The sequence below is a fragment of the Pseudomonas sp. TH15 genome (assembly GCF_016651105.1).
GTDB lineage: Bacteria > Pseudomonadota > Gammaproteobacteria > Pseudomonadales > Pseudomonadaceae > Aquipseudomonas.
This window is the reverse complement of sequence record NZ_JAEKEL010000001.1, coordinates 157523-171780: the sequence shown is the minus strand read 5'-3', so window position 1 is coordinate 171780 and position 14258 is coordinate 157523. Positions and strand designations below refer to the sequence as shown.

Here is a 14258-nt window from a genome sequence, read left to right as displayed (position 1 = left end):
GTTACGAACAGAAATCCAGCGGCAGGCGACGCGGCACGAACTGGCCTTTGCCCAGTTGTTCGGCATCACGCAGGGTGCGCCATGTGTAGTTAAGCGCGGTCTGCACGGCGCTGGCGAGGTTTTCGCCCAGGGCCAGACGACCGGCCAAGGCGCTGGCCAGGGTGCAGCCGGAACCGTGATAACTGCCGGGCAAACGCTGGCAGGTGAAGGTTTCGCGGCGACCGTTGCGGCTGTACAGGCGATTGTGGATTTCGTGTTCGTCGCCGTGACCGCCGGTGATCAGCAGGTGTTTGACGAAGGGCAGGAGTTTTTCAGCGCATTGGTCCGCGGTGCCTTCGGGCAGTTCGGCGAGGATACGGGCTTCGGGAAGGTTAGGGGTGGCGATGATCGAGAGCGGCAGCAGCCGTTCGCGCATGGCGTAGCCGACTTCGTCCTTGCCCAGGCGTCCGCCGCCACCGGCGCGCAGCACCGGGTCACAGACCACCGGCAAGTGCGGGTGCGCCGAGAGCAGTTCGACCACGGTGTCGACCATTTCCAGGGAACCGAGCATGCCCAGTTTCACGGCCGCGACTTCGGAGTCGTTGAGCACGGCATTGGCCTGGGCCAACACCCACTCACGGTCGAGGACGCGGAAGTCCGTGACGTTGACTGTGTCTTGCACGGTCAGGGCAGTGACGGCCGGGGCCGCATGACAACCCTGAGCGAGCAGGGCTTCGATATCTGCCTGCAAGCCGGCGCCACCACTTGGGTCGTGGCCGGAGAGACAGAGGACAACGGGGCGAGAGCTGTAGATATTCATGGTGCGCGAGCTTACCACCAAACATGTTTTTTCGGTGCGTGCGGACATCGGCGTGTGTTGTCGAAAGTTCAAAAGATCGCAGGCTTCGCCCGCTCCTGCACAAGTTGTGAGCAGGCCAGAAACTGTAGGAGCTGCCGAAGGCTGCGATCTTTTTGTCACATTCTGACCAGGCAAACAGCTCTATCTCAATGCATAGCGCTGAAACGCCCGTTCTAGAGCCTCTACTGTAAAAATTTCAATGGTGCTCAATGGCCATCAACGGCTATGCTAGAGTGGATCCAAACCAATAACAGGTAATACCGGTTTTACGTCTACTCAAAAGGAATGGGGGGCTTCCTGACACAACCGGACAGGCCACGCTGGGGCTTAAATGCGCTATTTGCTGATGTTGCTGTTGTGCTTGCCCCTCCTGGCGAGCGCCGTTGAATTTGACGAATTCACCCAGAGCCTTCCCCTGGGTCGAACCATGCAGGTGTACGAAGACGCGGGCGGTCAGGCGACCATTGCCGACGTCCGTGCGCAAGCCGCCGCCGGAAACTTCAAAACCCACGATAAAGCCACCCTCAACGCCGGCTACTCGCGTTCGGTGTTCTGGCTGAAAATCGACCTGCAGTACCGCCCGACCAACCCGGACGCGCAACGGACCTGGCTGCTGGAACTGGCCTATCCACCCCTCGATCATCTTGATCTGTACCTGCCGGATGCCACGGGCGTGTATCAGTTGATTCGCCGTACCGGGGATCAACTTCCGTTTGACAGTCGCGAGATCCGTCAAAACAACTATCTGTTCAGTCTGGATTTCAAACCCGAGCAAGCGCAAACGGCGTATCTGCGCCTGCAAAGCGAAGGCTCGATCCAGGCGCCAGTGACGTTGTGGTCGAGCACCGCGTACCTCGAAGAGCAGCCTTTGCGCCTGTATGTGTTGGGCCTGATCTACGGTGTGTTGCTGGGGATGGTGGTCTACAACCTGTTTATCTTTCTCAGCGTGCGCGACACCAGTTACCTGTATTACATCTTCTATATAGCCTCGTTTGGTTTTTACCAGCTGTCAGTGAATGGCGCGGCGGTGGAGTATTTCTGGCCGAACAATCCCTGGTGGGCCAACGCCGCCACGCCGTTTTTTATCGGCTGTGCCGGGTTGTTCGGCAGCCAGTTCGCCCGCAGTTTCCTGCAAACCGCGCAACACAGTCGCTGGCTGGATCGGCTGCTGTTGGGCTTGATTGCGTTTGGTGCGGTGGTGGTCGGGTTGTCGCTGATGACCAGTTACGCCCTGGCCCTGCGCTTGGCGACTACCCTGGCGCTGCTGTTTACCGTGGTGATTTTTGCCGCCGGGATCTTCGCCTGGGTGCGTGGCCTGCGTGTAGCGCGCTATTTCATCATCGCCTGGTCGGCGTTTTTGCTTGGTGGCGTCATTAATACGCTGATGGTGCTGGGCTACCTGCCAAATACATTCCTGACCATGTACGCCAGCCAGATCGGTTCGGCCATCGAAGTGGCGCTGCTGTCCCTGGCGCTGGCCGACCGGATCAACGCCATGCGCGAGCAACAAGCGCAAACGCTGTTCGATGCCGGACAGAAGCTCGAAGTGCTTAACCAGCAACTGGCCCGCAGTAACAAGCTCAAGGACGAATTCCTGGCGACCCTGACCCACGAGTTGCGCACGCCCATGAACGGCGTGATCGGTTCGCTGGAACTGATGCAAACCGTCGAGATGGACCCGGAGCTGGAGCAATACCAGCAAACCGCCGCCGGTTCGGCGCGGGACATGATGCGCATGGTCAACGGCATCCTCATCCTGACCGAGTTGCAGGCCGGCAAACTCAAGGTTTACCCGCAAACGTTCAGCTTGCGCGGCGTGATCGAGACCTTGCGTACGCAGTTCGAGGGCAATGCGTCGAGCAAGTCGCTGGACTTCAAGGCCGAGGTGACGCCGGGGCTGCCTGATCGCCTGCTTGGCGACAGCAGCAAACTGGCGCAGTGCCTGGAATGCCTGCTGGACAACGCGATCAAATTCACTCGGGTCGGCGGGGTTGCGCTGCGGGTGACGGGCAAGACGACGGATCAGGGGCGGCTGGCCCTGTCCTTTGCGGTGATCGACACCGGGATTGGCTTTACCGATTTTGGGGAGGCGACGATGTATCAGCGTTTCTTCCAGCTCGACGGCTCGATGACCCGCGAATACGGTGGCCTGGGCGTTGGCCTGGCGATCTGTCGGCAATTGATCGAATTGCTCGGCGGACGCCTGACTCACCGTTCCGAGCCGGGGCGCGGCAGTCGCTTCCAGTTGGACGTCGAAGTCGAGTTGCCGGTGGTGGAGCGCACGCCTGTGCCTTTGATGCCCCGGGACTTTCCGCGTTTGCGCCTGCCTCAGGATTGCACGGTGCTGCTGGTCGATGACAACAGCATCAATCAATTGGTAATGCGCGGCATGTTGCTCAAGCTTGGGTTCCGGGTGCGATCCGCCGACAGCAGCATGGCCGCACTCGACCATTTTCAGCGTGAAACCTTTGATGCCGTGGTGCTCGATTGCCAGTTGCCGGCTCAGGACGGCGCATCGCTTTGCTGCCAGATCCGTGCCTTGCCGGGCTGCGACGAATTGCCGGTGTTCATGGTCGCCTTGAGCGTTGATCGGGAACGCTGCCCGAGTGGCGTCGTGATCGATTACCTGAGCAAACCGGTGAAATTCGAGGATTTGCAGGCAGCGCTCTATCGTCGGGTACTCTGTCCGAAACAAGGTGAAAGCGCCGACATTTAGGCAGATATGACACTTTGTTCGGCCGGGGAGCGGTGCTTAACTGAAATCCTGGCTGACCAAAGGAGCCCCGTCATGAACCTGCATCAGTTCGCCGAAACCCACGAAGTCACCAACCAGCCGCCGTCGCTGGACGGCACCAACCTGTACCGCATTGACCTGCCGTTACAGGAGTGGTCGCGACGTTTTGGGGCCGGTTGGGCCGAGTCGCGGATCGATGCGTACGGTGCGCTGGCCGGCGGTCCGCTGATGGAAGCGGGGTTCCTGGCCAATCAGAACAAACCGGTGTTTGTCAGCCATGATCGCTACGGTCATCGCATCGACCTGGTGGAGTTTCACCCGGCCTATCACGAACTGATGCGCACGGCGATCGAGCACGGTTTGACCTCGTTGCCCTGGACCGATCCGCAGTCCGGCGCCCACGTCGCTCGCGCCGCCATGAGTTACCTGCACAGCCAGGCCGAGGCCGGCAGTGGTTGCCCGCTGACCATGACGTTCGCCAGTGTCCCGGCGATGCGCCTGCAACCGGATCTGGCCAAGCAATGGCTGCCGAAAATCCTCGCCACCGAATACGACCCGCGCAACGTTGGCATGGCCCACAAGGCCGGCGTCACCATCGGCATGGCCATGACCGAGAAACAGGGCGGTACCGACGTGCGGGCCAACACCACCAAGGCCTATCCGGTTGGCGCCAGCGGTCCGGGCCAGGCGTATGAGCTGGTGGGGCACAAGTGGTTCTGTTCGGCGCCGATGTGCGATGCCTTCCTGACCCTGGCCCAGACCGACAAGGGCTTGACCTGTTTCTTGTTGCCGCGCCATCGCCCGGACGACACGCGCAATCAGTTCTACATCCAGCGCCTGAAGAACAAACTCGGCAATTGCTCCAATGCCTCCAGCGAAGTGGAGTTCCGTGGCGCGCTGGCGTGGATGGTCGGCGAAGAAGGCCGGGGTGTTCCGACCATTATCGAAATGGTTGCCATGACCCGCTTCGATTGCATGGTCGGTTCCAGCGCGCTGATGCGCCAGGCGCTGACCCAGGCCAGCCATCACTGCGCCCACCGCACGGTCGGCGGAAAACTGCTCAGCGAACAACCGTTGATGCAGAACGTGCTGGCGGATCTGGCCCTGGAAAGCGAAGCCGCCCTCGCGCTCAGCCTGCGTATGGGCAAGGCGCTGGATCATCTGGATGACAGCCATGAAGCAAAATTCGCCCGGCTGGTGACGGCGGTGGGCAAGTACTGGATCTGCAAACGCGCACCCGGAATGATCAACGAAGCCGCTGAATGCATGGGCGGCGCCGGTTATGTCGAAGAAAGCATCCTGCCGCGGTTGTACCGTGAGGCGCCGGTGAATTCGACGTGGGAAGGTTCCGGCAACGTGCAGTGTCTCGACGTGCTGCGGGCCTTGTCGAAAGAACCGGGGGTGCTGGATGTGCTGTTCAGCGAGTTGGGCGATGGGCATGGCGACAAACGTTTGGCTGCGCACATCAGCCAGTTGCAGGCAGCATTCAAGGACACCAGTGACATTCAATACCGTGCGCGGCAGCTGACCGAAGATATTGCGTTGGGGCTTCAGGCCAAGCTCCTGTTGGAGGCCGGAAACTCAGCCGTCAGCGACGCCTTCATTGCCAGCCGCCTGAGCGGCGGTGGCCGCGTATACGGCGCGCTACCGCGAGGCCTCGACGTCGAAGCCATCGTCGCCCGCGCAACCCCACAAGGATTCTAACCCACCACAAATCCCCATGTGGGAGCGGGCTTGCTCGCGAAGACGGAGTGTCAGTCAGCATAGATATTGAATGACCCACCGCATTCGCGAGCAAGCCCGCTCCCACAGGGGATCTTCATTGATTTAAAGATTTAGGTACCGCCACAACGCCACTGTTCCCGTGACGCGACGATGCAGGCAAGATGAAGGTCTGCAAGTCAGAACACAGGAAGCTGATCGTGACCGAAGCGTTTATTGTTGTTCAAACCGCCGAACAAGCCGTTGACCGGCTCGCCGCCCTGCATGAGCAGGCTACTTCTGCGCTGAGCCAGGCGCTCAAGCGTTACCTCAAGGATCGTGTCGAACCGGACGCCGAACAGCGTGCGATGTTTCGTTATCCCGAACTGCGTTTGACCTACCTCTGCCAGGGTGAAGTCCCTCAGACCACTCGCGCCTACGCCAAGGTTCAGTTGCCGGGGACTTACAGCGTCACCGTCACCCATCCTGCGGCGTTCCGTAAATACCTGCTGGAACAGCTGGTGCCGTTGATGCACGACTTCACCGTCACGGTCGAAGTCGGCGTCAGTCAGCAGAACATTCCGTATCCGTACGTGGTCGAGCAGGGAGATGAGCTGGCCGGTTCCGGCGTCACCGCTGCCACGCTGGCGCGAGTATTCCCGAGTACCGACCTGTCCGCCGCCACCGACGGCATCGCCGATGGCTTGTACGACTGGGAAAACACCGATCCGCTGCCGCTGGCCTTGTTCGATGCGGCACGGGTGGACTTCTCCCTACGCCGACTGGTGCATTACACCGGTAGCGACTGGCGCCATGTGCAGCCTTGGATTCTGCTGACCAACTACCACCGCTACGTCGATCAGTTCATCGTCCATGGTCTGGAACAGTTGCGCAGCGACCCGCGTTTTGTGCGCATGGTCTTGCCGGGCAACGTGATCATTGAAAAGAGCATGGACCACGGCGAAGCCTCCGCGATTGCGGCGGGCGTGGTCTGGCACCGATACCAAATGCCGGCCTATCACCTGATCGCCAGCGATGGCCACGGTGTGACCCTGGTGAACATCGGCGTCGGCCCGTCCAACGCCAAGAACATCACCGATCACCTGGCGGTGCTGCGTCCGCATTGCTGGCTGATGATCGGCCACTGCGGCGGTTTGCGTCAGTCGCAGACCATTGGTGACTACGTGCTGGCTCACGCCTATATGCGCCGCGACGGGATTCTCGACCGGGTTGTGCCGCCGAACATTCCGATCCCGGCCCTGGCTGAAGTGCAGATGGCGTTGCAGCAAGCGGCGGCCAACATCACTGGTGAGAAGGGCGATGAGCTGAAAAAGCGCCTGCGCACCGGCACCGTGCTGACCTACGACGACCGTAACTGGGAACTGCGCTGGGCTCAGGAACGTCCGTTGATCAACCTGTCCCGCGCCGTGGCGGTGGACATGGAAAGCGGCACCATCGCCGCGCAAGGTTATCGTTTGCGGGTGCCATATGGCACGTTGCTCTGTGTCTCGGACAAACCTTTGCACAGCGAAATCAAGCTGCCGGGTTCGGCCAACGCCTTCTATGAGCGCGCGGTCAGCCAGCACTTGAAAATCGGCATCGAGGCGGTGGACTTGTTGCGCACCGAACTCAACTCGTTGCACTCGCGCAAACTGCGCAGCTTCGACGAGCCGCCGTTCCGCTGATAGAGAGTTGTCATGGTCATTTGGCGGTCAGGCCACTAGCATAGTGAGCCCTGACCGTTAGATGCTCCTTTCCCCATGTCTCGTCCTCAACGTCCCGTTTCCCGCCGTCCTGGCGTGAAGCCTGCGCCAACCACTTCAGCCCCGCGCCGAGTCGCCAAAGCGCCGCCGGCCGAGCCGAAACTGATTCTGTTCAATAAACCGTTCGATGTGCTGACGCAATTCAGCGACGGCGAGGGGCGGGCGACGCTCAAGGATTTCATCGAGATTCCGGGGATCTACCCGGCCGGGCGGCTGGACCGCGACAGCGAAGGTTTGCTGCTGCTGACCAACGACGGCCAGCTTCAAGCGCGGATCGCCGACCCGAAACACAAACTGGCCAAGACCTATTGGGTGCAAGTGGAAGGCGAGCCGAGCGCCGAGCAGTTGCAGCGCTTGCGCGATGGCGTCGAGCTGAACGACGGCATGACCTTGCCCGCCGAAGCGCGGCAGCTTGAAGAGCCAGCACTGTGGCCGCGCAACCCGCCGGTGCGTTTTCGCAAAAGCGTGCCGACCAGTTGGCTGGAGTTGGTGATTCGTGAAGGTCGCAACCGTCAGGTACGACGCATGACTGCTGCGGTCGGCTTACCGACATTGCGCCTGGTGCGAGTCAAAATTGGCGACTGGACGATCGAAGGGCTCGATCAGGGCCAGTGGAAGGAAGTGCCAGCGCGTTTATGACGAGCTTTCGATGTAGGCGATGACCACGCTTTTGATGATGAACGCGAGAATCCCCAGGCCCAGCACGAAGAACAGAATGAAGGTGCCGAATTTGCCGGCCTTGGATTTTTTCGCCAGATCCCAGACGATGAAACCCATGAAAATGATCAGAATGGTGACCAGTCCGGTCATCATCCACTCTTCGAATACTGCTGGATCCATTAGGTTTCTCCGACGCGCGCGGGGCTAAAAGGGCGCGGCGAGTATACGCCAAGGTGTGTGGGGGTGGCATTGATCTGGGTCTGATCCGGAGCTGTTGCCCTCACCCTAGCCCTCTCCCAGAGTGAGAGGGGACCGAACCGGGGATGCTGATGAACTCCGCCGACCTGTTTTAGCGGTTGTGGATCCATAATCGACTCGATCTTTCAGGTCAACGTATAGCGGCAGACCCTGCGGTCGGCTCCCTCTCCTTCCGGGAGAGGGCTGGGGTGAGGGGGCTTTTGATCAGCTGCGCAAATGAGTCAACGGCAACTCGGTACTGTTCAACACCTGGTTCAACACAAAACTCGACCGCACACTGGTCACGCCTTCAATCCGGGTCAAATGCCCCAGCAGCAGTTTCTGATAGTGGTCCATGTCCGGCACCACCACCTTAAGCTGATAGTCGGCATCCATCCCGGTCACCAGGCTGCATTCCAGCACCTGCGGCAACGTCCGAATTGCCGCTTCGAAATTTTCAAAACGCTCGGGCGTGTGGCGGTCCATGCCGATCAACACATAGGCCGTCAGACTCAAGCCGAGCATCTTGCGGTCCAGCAAGGCGACCTGGCGGGAGATGTAGCCGTCGTCTTCCAGCTGTTTGACCCGGCGCGAGCACGGTGAAGGCGACAGGCCGATGCGTTCGGCCAGTTCCTGGTTGGAGATGCGCGCGTCACGCTGCAGTTCCGCCAAAATGCTCAGGTCGTATCGGTCGAGTTTGCTCATCAATCAGGCCTTTGTCATAACTATTGCGGAAGATTATCTATCCAGGGTTAAAAATTGCGCAAGTGATGTTTGTTTGAGCAATCTTCGCAATCCCCTGCCGGTGGCCCAAGCCTATTCTTATTACCAGAATCACTGCTCGGACAAACAGTCCACAACGGCTCGCCCAATCAGGCCTGCCGCGGCCGCCACCCCCACCGGGGATGTGCCGGCCTCCGAGCTACACACTGTCCAGAAGACGGCGTGAGGTGAGCCAACGTCAAAAGCGTTGAGCACGGACGAAGTTCTCAAAGGGAGGCCGACGGGTCTCCCTTTTTTATTGCCTGCGAAATAAGTTGCGCGACTGATAACCTGTCGCAGAACCGGCCTGTGGTTTTTCAGTCTTACGTACAGGCCCTAACCCGCAGTGAGGAAAAGCATGAAGTCGCACATCTGGCGTTTGGCCGGTGTTGGTTTGCTGTGTGTAAGTGTCACTGCGCAATCGCTCGCCGATGACCCCGAGAGCCGCAGCCCCAACGGTGGGCAGCATGGCCCGCAGCATCAGGGCAACAATAATCAGGAACATGGCGGCAGTAATCAGCCGCGCCCGCAGAACAATGTGCCGCAAAATCAGCCACGCCCGCAGAACACCCCGCAACAGAATAATCAGCCGCATCCGCAAAACGTTCCGCAGCAGAATCAGCCGCGGCCGCAGAACAACGAAGTCATTCGGGGTGAGAACAGCCGACAGTTCGAACACAACGGGCAGCCGCACAATAACAATGGTCAGTGGCAAAACCACGACCAGAACCGGCCTGCCTACAACCCCAATCCGGTGCGCCAACCGCCACCGCCGGCCAACAGCCTGCCGATTCAGCCGCGCCCCGATGCCGTGCGCCAGACCCAGGAACCGCGTCAGGGTTACTACCGCGACGAGCGTCCGCAAAACGGCTACAACAACCAGCATTGGCAGACCAACAATCGCCCAAACGACAATCATTGGCCGGGGCGCCCGGATGGGCACGGTAATGGCTGGGGGCCAGGACCGCAGTATCGTCCTGGTCATATGATCGACCGCTTCCCGGATCGTAACTTCCGCGTGCCTTACCGTGGCCAGGATTACTTCTTCTCTGGCGGCTACTGGTATCGCCCGCAAGGTCCGCGTTATGTGGTGGTGCAGCCGCCTCGCGGGATTCGTGTGCACTACATGCCCGATTACGCCCGTGAAGTCTGGATCGGCGGGGCGCTGCTGTTCCTCGCGGCGGGTTCTTACTACGCCTACGAAGAAAGTACCCAGGATTATGTCGTGGTCGAACCGCCAGTGCAGCAACAACCGCAACCGCAATCCCCGGGTTATGACGTCGAGGCGTATCCAGCCAACGGTCAGTCGCCGGAGCAAGTGCAGCAGGACGGTTACCAGTGCTATCAGTACGCGGTGCAGCAAAGCGGCTTCGACCCGCGCACCGCGACCTATCAACCGGCGCCCGAAGTGGTTCAGGCGTATCGCCAGGCGCAGGGCAATTGCCTGAGCAGTCGCGGTTATCAAGTCCAGTACTAGCAGCGGCGAGCTGCAAGCTTCGAGCTACAGGATTGAAGCTTGAGGCTCGCGGCTTGTAGCTGCTTTTATCGGGTCGGCGTGCACCAGCACTTCGGCTCGCGGGTAAGCGGCGTGAATCGCATCGGCGGCTTGATCGCTGATGCCGTGGGCGACTGACAGGGTCAGCTCTCCCGGCAGTTCCAGGTGCAGTTGCACAAACCAGTGATTGCCGGAAATCCGCGTGCGCAGGTCATGCGCTCCCAAAACACCCGGTACCCCGCAAGCCAGTTCAAGCATGTGCTGGCTGACATCCGTCGGCAGCTCTTCATCCATCAGCACCGCAAAACTTTCCCGGGCGATCTGCACCGCACTCCAGAGGATGTACCCGGCAATCCCCAGGCCAAACCAGGCATCCAGTTGATTCCAGCCGAACCCGGCCAGCACCAGTGCCACCAGAATGCTGCCGTTGAGCATCATGTCCGACCGGTAATGCAGGGAGTCAGCGCGCACAGCGTTGGAGCCGGTTTCCTTGATTACCCGATGTTGCAGCATCAGCAACGCCAGGGTCAGCGCGAGGGAAAAGACGATCACCCCGATGCTGAGCCACGGTGCGCCGACCGGTTCCGGATGCTTGAGCCGATCAATCGCCTGCAATGCAATCAACACCGCACTGCCACCAATAAACAGCGCCTGGGCCATGCCCGACAGCGATTCGGCCTTGCCGTGGCCGTAACGATGATCGTCATCGGCCGGGCGCAGGGCGTAATGCACCGCCAGCAAGTTGAGCAGCGAGGTGATGCCGTCGAGCGCCGAGTCGGTCAGCCCGGCGAGCATGCTCACCGAACCGCTCAGCCACCAGGCAATGCCTTTGGCAACAATCAGCGTACAGGCGACAGCCACGGAGGCGCGGGTCGCCAACCGCAGCAGGCGAGCATGTTCAAGGCTGGTGGTCATGGGAACGGCTTTTCCTTTAAGTGCACGGGTTACGCGGCAGGTTGCAGGCCGAACATGGCCAGTTGCTGGGTGCTGCCCTTGTGTTGGATCAGGCGTGGATCGTCCAGCGGGAAGCTGCGGCCCAGTTCAGTTTCGAGAATGGTCTGCAACTTGTGGTTATCGACCTTGCCGTCAGCACCAATCGCTTCCTTGAGTTTTTCCGGCGCCACTTGAGCGGTCTTGCCCGGCTCGAAGTAAATCGCGCCAGTGGCGAAGTCCACGGCAAACGCGACCAGGCCGGGGATGATGTAGAACAGCAAACCCACGGCATCGAGGACGGCGATGGCCGGGTCGACTTTGCCGTCGATCTGACCACGACGGTCAGGGTAGAAAATCGAACCGCAGGCGGTCACCTGGGTCAGCAGGGTGGCGACCAGTACACCGCCAATCAGGCGAAAGGGGATACGCATATGAAATCTCCTGAGTCATCTAGAAACGAAGCGTCGTTGTTATGAATTAAGACCGCGACAAACGCCTGGCAGTTCGCCGTTATACTCGGCCCTCTGTTTTGGAGCCAGCATGATTTCTTTGCCGATTGATGAAGTTTTACCCGCCCTGCGTGAAGCCTTGGCGACACGCCATGAAGCCGTGCTCGAAGCACCGCCCGGCGCCGGTAAAACCACCCGCGTGCCGTTGGCCTTGCTCCACGAGCCGTGGCTGGCCGGGCAGACCATTCTGATGCTCGAACCGCGCCGGCTGGCGGCGCGGGCAGCGGCGGAGCGCCTGGCCAGTGAGTTGGGCGAGAAGGTCGGGGAAACTGTTGGCTATCGCATTCGCCTCGACAGCAAAGTCGGCCCCAATACCCGGATCGAAGTGGTCACCGAAGGCATTCTCACCCGGCGCTTGCAGGATGATCCGGCGCTGGATGGCGTCGGTTTGCTGATCTTCGATGAATTCCACGAGCGCAGCCTCGACGCTGATCTCGCACTGGCCCTGAGTCTTAATGGCCGGGAGCTGTTTCGCGAAGACCAGCCGCTGAAAATCCTCTTGATGTCCGCGACGCTGGAAGGCGAACGCCTGGCCGGGTTGCTCGATGACGCGCCGATCCTGCGCAGCGAAGGCCGGATGTATCCGGTGGTGATGCACTGGGGCCGGCCGTTCCAGCCCGGTGAATTCATCGAGCCGCGTCTGGTGCAAACCATCCTCGAAGCCTTGAATGACGAAACCGGCAGCGTGCTGGTGTTCTTGCCGGGGCAGGCGGAAATCCGTCGGGTGCATCAACAGTTGGCGGATGCCTTGGGTGCGAGCACGCAGATTTTGCTTTGTCCGTTGCACGGTGAACTCGATCTGGCCGCGCAACGCGCCGCGATTGATCCGGCACCTGCAGGCTTTCGCAAAGTGGTGCTGGCCACCAACATCGCCGAGACCAGCCTGACCATCGACGGCGTGCGCGTCGTCATCGATGCCGGGTTGGCGCGGGTCCCGCGTTTCGACCCCGGCAGCGGCATGACTCGCCTCGACACCCAGCGCATCTCCCGCGCCAGCGCCACTCAGCGCGCCGGCCGGGCCGGGCGGTTGGAGCCGGGCGTGTGTTATCGCCTGTGGTCGCAGGATCAGCATGAACAACTGGCGGCCTACGCCAGTGCGGAAATTCTCTCGGCAGACCTTGCCGGCCTGGCCTTGCAATTGGGGCGTTGGGGCGTAAAGCCTGGGCAATTGGTGTGGCTCGACGTGCCGCCGGCAGCGGCTTATGCACAGGCTCAGGATCTGCTGGAGCGCCTCGGCGCACTCGACGGCGAAGCGCTGACCCGACACGGCCAGGCCATGGCCGAACTGCCGGCGCATCCACGGATCGGGCATTTGCTGTTGCGCGGTCAGGCGCTAGGGCTGGCCGACATGGCTTGCGATGTCGCGGCCCTGCTCGGCGAGCGGGATATCTTGCGCGGCGCCGGGGCGGATCTGCACAGCCGATTGGTGCTGTTATCCGGCGAAGAACGAGCCGCACGCGGTGCTCAGGGCGGTGTGCAACGAGCCCGGCAACTCGCACGGCAGTATCGCGGCTACTTGCGCGGCAAAGCGTCGGAGCTGGTCAGCGATCCCGATCACCCGCGTTGGCTCGGTGCGCTGTTGGCGCTGGCTTATCCGGATCGAGTCGCGCAACAGCGGCGGCCCGGTGGCGCGGAATATCGTCTGGCCAATGGCCGGGCGGCGTTGTTCGCCGAGGCCGACAGTTTGATGAAACAGCCTTGGCTGGTGATCGCCGATCTGGGCAGCCGTCAGGGCCAGCGTGAAGAGCGAATATACCTGGCGGCGGATTTCGATCCGGCGTTGTTCGATTCAGTCCTGGCCGAGCAAGTACGCTGCGTCGATCAACTGGATTGGGACGAGCGCGAAGGCGTGTTGCGGGCCGAGCGTCAGCGCAAGGTCGGCGAGTTGATCCTCAGTCGCGAGCCCTTGACCGGCCTCGACGAAACCGCCCGCAGCCAGGCGTTGGTCAATCTGGTGCGGCGCAAAGGTCTGGAACTGTTGCCGTGGACCCCGGAGCTGCGTCAGTGGCAGGCGCGGGTGGCGTTGTTGCGGCAGTTGGACCTGGGCAGTAAAGGTGAGAGCGAATGGCCGGATGTCAGCGACGCCGCGTTGCTCAAGAACCTTGAACACTGGTTGATGCCGTACCTGGGCAAGGTCTCGCGGCTCAGTCACTTCGGCAATCTCGACCTGTCGAGCATCGTCCATAACCAATTGCCGTGGCCATTGCCGCAACGGCTCGATGAGCTGGCGCCGCATCATCTGAGCGTACCGTCCGGTTCATCGATTCGGCTGGATTACAGCGAGCATCCACCGATTCTGGCGGTGCGTTTGCAGGAACTGTTCGGCCTGGCCGAAACCCCGCGCATCGCTGGCGGCCGGCAGGTGGTCAAACTGCATCTGTTATCCCCGGCGCGGCGGCCGGTGCAGGTCACCCAGGACCTGGCCAACTTCTGGCGCAGCACCTATGCCGAGGTGAAGAAGGATTTGAAGGGGCGTTATCCGAAGCATTACTGGCCGGATGATCCGTTGGTGGCCGAAGCCACCGCGCGGGCTAAACCGCGCGGCACCTGAGGAGCGCAACCAACAAAAGAAGATCGCGCAGTGCCTGATTGAAGATGGACGGATCCTTCATGGCAAGTGCACCAG

The 14258-nt window shown here is 60.9% G+C and carries 11 protein-coding genes; 6 read left to right on the top strand and 5 right to left on the bottom strand.

Annotation, left to right across the window (positions count from 1 at the left end; translation table 11 throughout):
* Position 1: 1 nt before the first annotated feature.
* Positions 2–799, bottom strand: a complete 798-nt coding sequence (locus JFT87_RS00805; protein ID WP_201198137.1) for a hydroxymethylpyrimidine/phosphomethylpyrimidine kinase — start codon at positions 797–799, stop codon at positions 2–4.
* A gap of 370 nt (positions 800–1169) precedes the next feature.
* On the opposite strand from JFT87_RS00805, the gene JFT87_RS00800 reads away from it, so the two are divergent.
* From JFT87_RS00800 to JFT87_RS00785, 4 genes are all read left to right on the top strand, one after another.
* On the top strand, positions 1170–3554 hold the full coding sequence (locus tag JFT87_RS00800; RefSeq protein WP_201198136.1) for a hybrid sensor histidine kinase/response regulator: 2385 nt from the start codon (positions 1170–1172) through the stop codon (positions 3552–3554).
* Positions 3555–3626: 72 nt separating this feature from the next.
* A complete protein-coding gene (locus tag JFT87_RS00795; protein ID WP_201198135.1) occupies positions 3627–5276 on the top strand; it encodes an acyl-CoA dehydrogenase family protein in 1650 nt (549 codons plus the stop codon).
* A 182-nt stretch (positions 5277–5458) separates the two neighbouring features.
* Complete coding sequence (gene amn, locus JFT87_RS00790) at positions 5459–6958, top strand: AMP nucleosidase (RefSeq protein ID WP_201191944.1); 1500 nt, start codon at positions 5459–5461, stop codon at positions 6956–6958.
* A gap of 75 nt (positions 6959–7033) precedes the next feature.
* Complete coding sequence (locus tag JFT87_RS00785) at positions 7034–7675, top strand: pseudouridine synthase (RefSeq protein WP_242486353.1); 642 nt, start codon at positions 7034–7036, stop codon at positions 7673–7675.
* On the opposite strand, the gene JFT87_RS00780 is transcribed toward JFT87_RS00785, so the two are convergent.
* Both JFT87_RS00780 and JFT87_RS00775 read right to left on the bottom strand, forming a co-directional pair.
* On the bottom strand, positions 7670–7876 hold the full coding sequence (locus JFT87_RS00780) for a DUF2788 domain-containing protein (protein WP_201191946.1): 207 nt from the start codon (positions 7874–7876) through the stop codon (positions 7670–7672). The two genes, JFT87_RS00785 and JFT87_RS00780, sit on opposite strands and share 6 nt — an antisense overlap.
* Before the next feature lie 282 nt (positions 7877–8158).
* A complete protein-coding gene (locus tag JFT87_RS00775; protein ID WP_007937367.1) occupies positions 8159–8638 on the bottom strand; it encodes an Lrp/AsnC family transcriptional regulator in 480 nt (159 codons plus the stop codon).
* 415 nt (positions 8639–9053) lie between these two features.
* Here JFT87_RS00775 and JFT87_RS00770 point away from each other — a divergent pair, with 415 nt between their 5' ends.
* Entirely contained in the window at positions 9054–10172 is a 1119-nt protein-coding gene (locus JFT87_RS00770; RefSeq protein ID WP_201198134.1) for a DUF6515 family protein, read from the top strand.
* A gap of 24 nt (positions 10173–10196) precedes the next feature.
* On the opposite strand, the gene JFT87_RS00765 is transcribed toward JFT87_RS00770, so the two are convergent.
* Both JFT87_RS00765 and JFT87_RS00760 read right to left on the bottom strand, forming a co-directional pair.
* Positions 10197–11105 (bottom strand): cation diffusion facilitator family transporter, encoded by a 909-nt coding sequence (locus tag JFT87_RS00765; protein WP_201198133.1) that lies wholly within the window; start codon positions 11103–11105, stop codon positions 10197–10199.
* 29 nt (positions 11106–11134) lie between these two features.
* Positions 11135–11554 carry a polyribonucleotide nucleotidyltransferase gene (locus JFT87_RS00760; RefSeq protein WP_201198132.1) on the bottom strand — a complete coding sequence of 140 codons (420 nt, stop codon included), beginning with the start codon at positions 11552–11554 and terminating at the stop codon, positions 11135–11137.
* 109 nt (positions 11555–11663) lie between these two features.
* Here JFT87_RS00760 and hrpB point away from each other — a divergent pair, with 109 nt between their 5' ends.
* Positions 11664–14183 (top strand): ATP-dependent helicase HrpB, encoded by a 2520-nt coding sequence (gene hrpB / locus JFT87_RS00755; RefSeq protein WP_201198131.1) that lies wholly within the window; start codon positions 11664–11666, stop codon positions 14181–14183.
* Positions 14184–14258 lie beyond the last annotated feature (75 nt).

Excerpts from the sequence above, each read along its gene's own strand:
- JFT87_RS00805 (WP_201198137.1), bottom strand. The coding sequence starts at position 799 with ATGAATATCTACAGCTCTCGCCCCGTTGTCCTCTGTCTCTCCGGCCAC.
- JFT87_RS00800 (WP_201198136.1), top strand. The coding sequence starts at position 1,170 with ATGCGCTATTTGCTGATGTTGCTGTTGTGCTTGCCCCTCCTGGCGAGC.
- JFT87_RS00795 (WP_201198135.1), top strand. The coding sequence starts at position 3,627 with ATGAACCTGCATCAGTTCGCCGAAACCCACGAAGTCACCAACCAGCCG.
- amn (WP_201191944.1), top strand. The coding sequence starts at position 5,459 with ATGAAGGTCTGCAAGTCAGAACACAGGAAGCTGATCGTGACCGAAGCG.
- JFT87_RS00785 (WP_242486353.1), top strand. The coding sequence starts at position 7,034 with ATGTCTCGTCCTCAACGTCCCGTTTCCCGCCGTCCTGGCGTGAAGCCT.
- JFT87_RS00780 (WP_201191946.1), bottom strand. The coding sequence starts at position 7,876 with ATGGATCCAGCAGTATTCGAAGAGTGGATGATGACCGGACTGGTCACC.
- JFT87_RS00775 (WP_007937367.1), bottom strand. The coding sequence starts at position 8,638 with ATGAGCAAACTCGACCGATACGACCTGAGCATTTTGGCGGAACTGCAG.
- JFT87_RS00770 (WP_201198134.1), top strand. The coding sequence starts at position 9,054 with ATGAAGTCGCACATCTGGCGTTTGGCCGGTGTTGGTTTGCTGTGTGTA.
- JFT87_RS00765 (WP_201198133.1), bottom strand. The coding sequence starts at position 11,105 with ATGACCACCAGCCTTGAACATGCTCGCCTGCTGCGGTTGGCGACCCGC.
- JFT87_RS00760 (WP_201198132.1), bottom strand. The coding sequence starts at position 11,554 with ATGCGTATCCCCTTTCGCCTGATTGGCGGTGTACTGGTCGCCACCCTG.
- hrpB (WP_201198131.1), top strand. The coding sequence starts at position 11,664 with ATGATTTCTTTGCCGATTGATGAAGTTTTACCCGCCCTGCGTGAAGCC.